The 5,736-nt window shown below is 66.7% G+C and carries 6 protein-coding genes; all 6 read left to right on the top strand.

The annotated features are described in order from the left end of the window. Positions 1-91: 91 nt before the first annotated feature. Positions 92-466 carry an Mth938-like domain-containing protein gene (locus tag G3N94_RS39195; RefSeq protein ID WP_205799572.1) on the top strand — a complete coding sequence of 125 codons (375 nt, stop codon included), beginning with the start codon at positions 92-94 and terminating at the stop codon, positions 464-466. Positions 467-677: 211 nt separating this feature from the next. Then, positions 678-2,360 carry a glycosyltransferase family 39 protein gene (locus G3N94_RS39200; protein WP_205799568.1) on the top strand — a complete coding sequence of 561 codons (1,683 nt, stop codon included), beginning with the start codon at positions 678-680 and terminating at the stop codon, positions 2,358-2,360. Between the two features lie 13 nt (positions 2,361-2,373). Further along, complete coding sequence (locus G3N94_RS39205) at positions 2,374-2,745, top strand: EamA family transporter (protein ID WP_089473021.1); 372 nt, start codon at positions 2,374-2,376, stop codon at positions 2,743-2,745. Positions 2,746-2,886: 141 nt separating this feature from the next. Then, a complete protein-coding gene (locus G3N94_RS39210) occupies positions 2,887-4,038 on the top strand; it encodes a DegT/DnrJ/EryC1/StrS aminotransferase family protein (RefSeq protein WP_205799569.1) in 1,152 nt (383 codons plus the stop codon). Positions 4,039-4,044: 6 nt separating this feature from the next. Then, the gene (locus G3N94_RS39215) at positions 4,045-5,082 is read left to right on the top strand and encodes a glycosyltransferase (protein WP_205799570.1); all 1,038 of its coding nucleotides are present in this window, start codon (positions 4,045-4,047) and stop codon (positions 5,080-5,082) included. After that, positions 5,079-5,736 (top strand): formyltransferase (locus G3N94_RS39220; protein WP_205799571.1); only part of this gene is annotated, 658 nt, incomplete at its 3' end. The genes G3N94_RS39215 and G3N94_RS39220, both read left to right, overlap by 4 nt.

Below are 5,736 nucleotides of genomic sequence, written 5' to 3' on the forward strand. Positions count from 1 at the left end.
CGCGAAAACGCCCGCCCGCGCCCGTGCGCCCCACCTTGGCGGCCCCGCCTGGGCGGCCCCAATCCCCTTTCGGAACTGCGGACATACTGATTTGAAACTGCACCAGGACACGAGCGGCGTGCTCAACACCGTCACCGGCTACGGCCCCGATTATGTCGACGTCAATCTCGAGCGGCACGAACAGAGCGTCATCGTCCTGCCGGGCGCACCGGTCCAGGCGTGGCCCGTGTCGTCGTTCGACGCGCTCGCGCCCGAGCATTTCGCGATGCTGCTCGACCCTGCGCCCGAGGTCGTGATCTTCGGCAGCGGCACGCGCCTGCGCTTTCCGCATCCGCGCCTCGTCGCGGCGCTCACCGCGAAACGGATCGGCGTCGAAACGATGGACTTCCAGGCCGCCTGCCGAACCTACAACATCCTGATGGCCGAAGGCCGCAAAGTCGCCGCCGCGCTCTTAATTGAACGTTAATCCCCGATGCGGTAAAACTCTCGCCGACGCATCGGGCTGCGACAAGTCAGTCGGGCCACGACCAGCCGGGCCGCGCCAGGCCGGGCCTGACGTGGCCCAGCCCGGTGTGGCCCGATCCGATCCCCGGTCCGGCACCTGCCGCTGCTTGAACTGAGCTTGAACGGCATATGCCGCCGGCGGCCCATCACAACAACCAACAGGCTGAATTTCCATGAACGATACGCCGTCGAGGCTACCGCTCAACCGCACCGCGCTCGTCCTGCTGATCGTCGCGCTCGCCATCATCTGGTTCGCGCCGCTCGGCCTGCGCCACCTGATTCCCAGCGACGAAGGCCGCTACGCCGAGATGGCGCGCGAGATGTTCGTCACTGGCGACTGGATCACGCCCCGCTACAACGGCTACAAGTATTTCGAGAAGCCGCCGCTGCAGACCTGGCTCAACGCACTGACGTTCGCGTGGTTCGGCATCGGCGAGTGGCAGGCACGCCTCTATACGGCCGTTGCGAGCTTCGCCGGCGTGCTGCTCGTCGGCTACACCGGCGCGCGCCTGTTCAACCCGCTGTCGGGCTTCCTCGCGGCCGTCGTGCTCGCGTGCTCGCCGTACTGGAACCTGATGGGCCACTTCAACACGCTCGACATGGGCCTGTCGCTGTGGATGGCCGTCACGCTGTGCGCATTGCTGCTCGCGCAGCGGCCCGGGCTGCGCCCCGCCGAGGTGCGCGGCTGGATGTGGGTCTGCTGGGCGGCGATGGCGCTCGCGGTGCTGTCCAAGGGCCTCGTCGGCCTGATCCTGCCGGGCGCCGTGCTGGTGCTCTATACGCTGATCGCGCGCGACTGGGCGCTGTGGAAGCGCCTGTACCTCGTCAGCGGGCTCGTGATCTTCTTCGCGATCGTCACGCCGTGGTTCGTGCTGGTCCAGCAGCGCAACCCGGAATTCTTCAACTTCTTCTTCATCGTCCAGCAGTTCCGCCGCTATCTGACCCCGGAACAGAACCGCCCCGGTCCGTTCTACTACTTCGTGCCGGTGCTGCTGGTCGGCTTCCTGCCGTGGCTGTCGGTCGCGTGGCAGAGCATCCGTCACGCGCTGCGGATGCCGCGCCAGCCGAACGGCTTCGCGCCGATGCTCGTGCTGCTGATCTGGAGCGCATTCATCTTCCTGTTCTTCAGCACGTCGCACTCTAAGCTGCTGTCATATGTGCTGCCGGTCGCGCCGTCGCTCGCGCTCGTGATCGGCGCCTACCTGCCGCTCGTGTCGGCAGACCGGTTCCGCCGCCACCTGCTCGGCTACCTCGTATTTATCGTCGTCGCCGCATTCGGCATCATCTTCCTCGCGTACCAGGGCGATGCGCGCACGCCGAACGCGCTGTACCGCGCGTTCCAGCTGTGGCTGTACGCGGGCCTCGCGGTCGCGGCCGCGCTGACGCTCGGCGCTGCATGGCTCAACCGCAATCCGCGCGCGGGCGTCACGGCCGCGATCACCGCGTTCGGCGCCGCGTGGCTTGCGTTCGGCACGATCGGCGGCACCGGCCACGACGAATTCGGCCGCTACAGCTCGGGCGCGCTGCTCGCGCCGGCCGTGCGCGCCGAGCTCGACAAGCTGCCCGCCGATACGCCGTTCTATTCAGTCGAGATGCTCGACCATACGTTCCCGTTCTACGTCGGCCACACGACGATCATGGTCCACCGCCAGGACGAGCTCGGGTTCGGGATCTCGGTCGAGCCGAACAAGTGGATTCCGACCGTCGACGAATGGATCGCGCGCTGGAAGCAGGAAACCCACGCGCTCGCGATCATGCCGCCCGGCGAGTACGACAAGCTCGTCGCGCAAGGTGTGCCGATGCGCGTGATCGCGCGCGACACCCGCCGCGTGATCGTCGAGAAACCGCAATCGTAAGGACGTCTTCCGCATGAATCCCGTTTCGTTCGTCTGCATCATCACCGGCGTGATGCTCAACGCCTGCGCGCAACTTCTGCTGAAAGCCGGCGTCAACGCCGTTGGACACTTCGAGTTCAGCCGCGCGAACATCGTCCCTGTCGGCCTGAAGATCGCGACCCAGTTGCCGATCATCGGCGGGCTCGGGTGCTACGTGCTCAGCGTCGTCGTCTGGATCGTCGGGCTGTCGCGGGTCGACGTGTCGATCGCGTACCCGATGCTGTCGCTCGGCTATGTCGTCAACGCGTTCGCCGCGTGGTACCTGTTCGGCGAGGTGCTGTCCGTCCAGCGCCTCGTCGGCATCGGCATCATCCTGATCGGGGTGTTGGTGCTCGCGCGCAGCTGAGCTGCCGCCACGTCCGTCGCACCCTCCGATTAAGCATTCGCCTACAAAAAATCACGGTATGAATCGGTCAACCGGTGTCTAATGCCGGTTTCGGGCGAACCGCCCGTCCCTTTTATTACAGCCCTTACGAGTCAAGCGTCCATGAGCCAGACTGCCGTTCCGTTCTTGCCGTTCACCCGTCCCGAAATCGACGAGGAAACCATCCAGGGCGTAGTCGACGTGCTGCGCTCGGGCTGGATCACCACCGGCCCGCAGAACCAGCGGTTCGAGGCCGCGCTGTCCGAATACTTCGGCGGCCGCCCGGTGCGCGCGTTCAATTCGGGCACCTGCACGCTCGAGATCGGCCTGCGCATCGCCGGTGTCGGCCCCGGCGACGAAGTGATCACGTCGCCCGCTTCGTGGGTGTCGACCAGCAACGTGATCCTCGAGACCGGCGCGACGCCGGTGTTCGCCGACATCGATCCCGTCACGCGCAACATCGATCTCGACCTGCTCGAGAAGGCGATCACGCCGCGCACGAAGGCGATCATTCCCGTCTACCTCGCGGGCCTGCCGGTCGATATGGACCGCCTGTACGCGATCGCCCGCGCGCACAAGCTGCGCGTGATCGAGGATGCCGCGCAGGCATTCGGTTCGACGTGGCGTGGCCAGCGCATCGGCGCGATCGGCGACATCGTGTCGTTCAGCTTCCACGCGAACAAGAACCTCACGACGATCGAAGGCGGCGCGCTCGTGCTCAACAACGAGGACGAGGCGACGCTCGCGCAGAAATACCGGCTGCAAGGCATCACGCGCACGGGCTACGACGGGATGGACTGCGACGTGCTCGGCGGCAAGTACAATCTGACCGACGTCGCCGCACGCGTCGGCCTCGGCCAGCTGCCGCACCTCGAGCGCTTCACCGCGAAGCGCCATGCGCTCGCCCGCGCGTACTTCGCCGCGTTCGAAGGCGGCGCGGCCGCGCAGCTCGGCCTCGGCCTGCCGCTCGCCGAATTCGAGCACGGCAACTGGCACATGTTCCTCGTCACGCTGCCGCTCGAGCGGCTGTCGATCACGCGCGGCGAGTTCATGGCGCAGATGAAGGAACGCGGCATCGGCACCGGGATCCATTACCCGGCCATCCATCTTTTCTCGCTGTACCGCGCGCGCGGCTTCACGGAGGGCATGTTCCCCCACGCCGAACGGTACGGCGCGTCGACCGTCACGCTGCCGCTCTTCACGCAGATGACGGAAGACGACGTGCGTCGCGTCGTCGACGCCACCAACCAGATTTGCGAACAATACGGAAAGTAAGCGTACATGAGTCACCTTGAAGCACGCGCCGGGCATCCGGGCACCGGACGCCCGGGCGCAGCGAACCCGGAAGTATCGATCGTCATCCCCGTGTACAACGAGGAAGACGGCCTCGCTGCGCTCTATGCGCGGCTCTATCCGGCGCTCGACGCGCTCGGCACGTCGTACGAAGTGATCCTGGTCAACGACGGCAGCCGCGACCGCTCGGCCGCGATGCTCGCGGACCAGTTCCACGTGCGCCCCGATACGACGCGCGTCGTGCTGCTGAACGGCAACTACGGCCAGCACATGGCGATCCTCGCCGGCTTCGCGCAATCGCGCGGCGACATCGTCGTCACGCTCGACGCCGACCTGCAGAACCCGCCCGAGGAAATCGGCAAGCTGGTCGCGAAGATGCGCGAGGGCTACGACTATGTCGGCTCGATCCGCAAGCAGCGCCAGGACAGCCTGTGGCGACGCAAGGCGTCGCAGATGATGAACCGGCTGCGCGAGCGCATCACGCGCATCAAGATGACCGACCAGGGCTGCATGCTGCGCGCGTACAGCCGCCGCATCATCGACACGATCAACGTGTGCGGCGAAGTGAACACGTTCATCCCGGCGCTCGCGTACACGTTCGCGCAGAACCCGACCGAGATCGAGGTCGCGCACGAGGAGCGCTTCGCCGGCGAATCGAAGTATTCGCTGTACAGCCTGATCCGCCTGAACTTCGACCTCGTGACCGGCTTCTCGGTCGTGCCGCTGCAGTGGCTGTCGTTCATCGGCGTGATCCTGTCGCTCGGCTCCGCCGCGCTGTTCGTGCTGCTGCTCGTGCGGCGCTTCATCGTCGGCGCGGAAGTGCAAGGCGTGTTCACGCTGTTCGCGATCACGTTCTTCCTGCTCGGCGTGATCATCTTCGCGCTCGGCCTGCTCGGCGAATACATCGGCCGCATCTACCAGCAGGTGCGCGCGCGCCCGCGCTACCTGATCCAGACCGTGCTCGAGCGGCACGGCAACGTGCAGGACGCGCCGGCCGGCGAAGGCCGCCAGGAGGTCATGCGATGAAGCCGCGCGCGGTCGTCTTCGCGTATCACAATGTTGGCGTGCGCTGCCTGCAGGTGCTGCTCGCGCGCGGCGTCGACGTCGCGCTCGTCGTCACGCACGAGGACAACCCGAACGAGAACATCTGGTTCGGCAGCGTCGCATCGATCGCGGCCGAGCACGGGATTCCGGTCGTCACGCCGGCCGACCCGGCCGATCCGGCGCTGCGCCGCGCAGTGGCCGACGCACAGCCGGACTTCATCTTCTCGTTCTATTACCGGCACATGCTGAGCGTCGAGCTGCTCGCGCTCGCGCCGCGCGGCGCGTACAACATGCACGGGTCGCTGCTGCCGAAATACCGGGGTCGGGTACCGACCAACTGGGCGGTGCTCAACGGCGAAACGGAAACCGGCGCGACACTGCACGAAATGGCCGCGAAGCCCGACGCGGGTGCGATCATCGGCCAGACCGCGGTGCCGATCCTGCCGGACGACACGGCCACGCAGGTGTTCGACAAGGTCACCGTGGCGGCCGAGCAGACGCTGTGGCGCGTGCTGCCCGCGCTGCTCGCGGGCGAGGCGCCGCACCTGCCGAACGACCTGTCGTCCGGCAGCTATTTCGGCGGCCGCAAGCCCGAGGACGGCCGGATCGACTGGTCGAAGCCCGCCGCGCACGGGC

The organism is Burkholderia sp. Ac-20353 (assembly GCF_017104785.1).
Taxonomy (GTDB): domain Bacteria; phylum Pseudomonadota; class Gammaproteobacteria; order Burkholderiales; family Burkholderiaceae; genus Burkholderia.

Coding starts and splice junctions, on each gene's coding strand:
- G3N94_RS39200 (WP_205799568.1), top strand. CDS start 678: ATGAACGATACGCCGTCGAGGCTACCGCTCAACCGCACCGCGCTCGTC.
- G3N94_RS39205 (WP_089473021.1), top strand. CDS start 2,374: ATGAATCCCGTTTCGTTCGTCTGCATCATCACCGGCGTGATGCTCAAC.
- G3N94_RS39210 (WP_205799569.1), top strand. CDS start 2,887: ATGAGCCAGACTGCCGTTCCGTTCTTGCCGTTCACCCGTCCCGAAATC.
- G3N94_RS39215 (WP_205799570.1), top strand. CDS start 4,045: ATGAGTCACCTTGAAGCACGCGCCGGGCATCCGGGCACCGGACGCCCG.